The organism is Pseudoalteromonas sp. BSi20652 (assembly GCF_000239855.1).
In the GTDB taxonomy this organism is placed as follows: Bacteria; Pseudomonadota; Gammaproteobacteria; order Enterobacterales; family Alteromonadaceae; genus Pseudoalteromonas.
The window spans coordinates 1-1,693 of the sequence record NZ_BADT01000115.1; the positions used below are offsets into that span (position 1 = coordinate 1).

Consider the following 1,693-nt stretch of genomic DNA (forward strand, 5'->3'; position numbering starts at 1 on the left):
TTTTAAATCAAGAAAAAGTAACAAGTTGGAGATTTTCATATTAGGCATGATATAGTCTTCGAGAATGGTTTTTATCCTAATAGTGTCTTTATTATAATATTTTAAGAGTCAATATTAGGATCAAGAGCCTGTTATTAATAATTATGCGGAGGCTAATTTGGAAACAGGAATGATTATTTCACTGGCGTTATATTTTATTGTAATGCTAGGTATAGGACTATATGCATATAAACAATCTACAAGCGATGTTTCTGGCTATATGCTAGGCGGGCGAAACCTATCTCCAAGTGTTGCAGCACTTTCCGCTGGTGCATCAGACATGAGTGGTTGGATTCTTATGGGTCTACCTGGCGCAATGTTTGTTACTGGTTTTAGTAGCACTTGGATAGCCATTGGTTTAGTGATGGGTGCATGGTTGAATTACTTATTAGTGGCACCTAGATTACGCGTGTACACTGAAAAAGCTAATGACTCTATAACAATTCCCGATTACTTCTCAAATCGCTTTAACGACAAGTCTAACTTGCTACGTGTTGTATCTGCTGTTGTAATTATTGTTTTCTTTACACTTTACACATCTTCAGGTGTTGTGGCTGGCGGTAAACTGTTTGAAAGTTCGTTTGGGCTAAGCTACGAAATGGGTTTATATATCACAACGGGTGTTGTTGTTTTATATACTTTGTTTGGTGGCTTTTTAGCGGTTAGCTTAACTGACTTTGTGCAAGGTTGTATTATGTTCATCGCACTAATTTTGGTACCTACCGTTGCATACTCTTTGCTTGAACAGCCTTTGGAGTCTACTTTACATAGTGTAAATCCAGATATGCTTAACTGGATTGGTGCAGGTTCTGCATTAGGTATTATTTCGGCAATGGCATGGGGTTTAGGTTATTTTGGCCAACCTCATATTATTGTTCGCTTTATGTCGGTACGCAGCGTTAAAGATATGCCTACAGCACGCCGTATTGGTATGACATGGATGATTGTTGCTGCTATAGGTGCAGTTGCAACAGGTATATTTGGTGCTGCTTATACTTATGAAAATAATATTGTAGTTGAAGACCCTGAAACAATTTTCTTAATTCTTTCAGAGCTTTTATTTCACCCACTTATTGCTGGTTTTTTATTGGCTGCAATATTGGCTGCAATTATGAGTACGATTTCCTCACAGTTACTCGTTAGTTCAAGCTCATTAACTGAAGATTTTTATAAAACGTTTTTACGAAAAGACGCGAGTGATTCTGAGCTTGTATTGGTTGGTCGTATAAGTGTTGCCTTAGTAGCCATGTTTGCTATTTATTTAGCCTACGATAGAGATAGTTCTATCTTGGATTTGGTGAGTAATGCGTGGGCTGGTTTTGGTGCCGCTTTTGGACCGTTAGTATTATTTAGCCTTTACTGGAAGCGTATGAACTTTGAAGGTGCGTTATCTGGTATGTTAGTGGGTGCTATAACAGTATTGATTTGGTTTTATTCACCTATAGAAGTTAATGGTGCACCTATCAGTGAATTAATTTATGGCATTGTTCCGGGCTTTATTTTATCAAGTATTGCAATCGTTGTGGTTAGTTTGGGCACTAAGGCGCCTGAGAAGAACATCACCAACTTATTTGATGAAGTGGTAAAAGAACTGTAATTAGCTAAATTCAAGTTCGAATTAAGCATTAAAAAAGGGAGCAATTTAGTTGCTCCC

General features: G+C 37.5%; 1 protein-coding gene. It reads left to right on the top strand.

Translation table 11 applies throughout. The annotated features are described in order from the left end of the window. Nucleotides 1-157: 157 nt before the first annotated feature. Nucleotides 158-1,636 carry a sodium/proline symporter PutP gene (gene putP / locus P20652_RS08235; RefSeq protein ID WP_033017529.1) on the top strand — a complete coding sequence of 493 codons (1,479 nt, stop codon included), beginning with the start codon at nt 158-160 and terminating at the stop codon, nt 1,634-1,636. Nucleotides 1,637-1,693 lie beyond the last annotated feature (57 nt).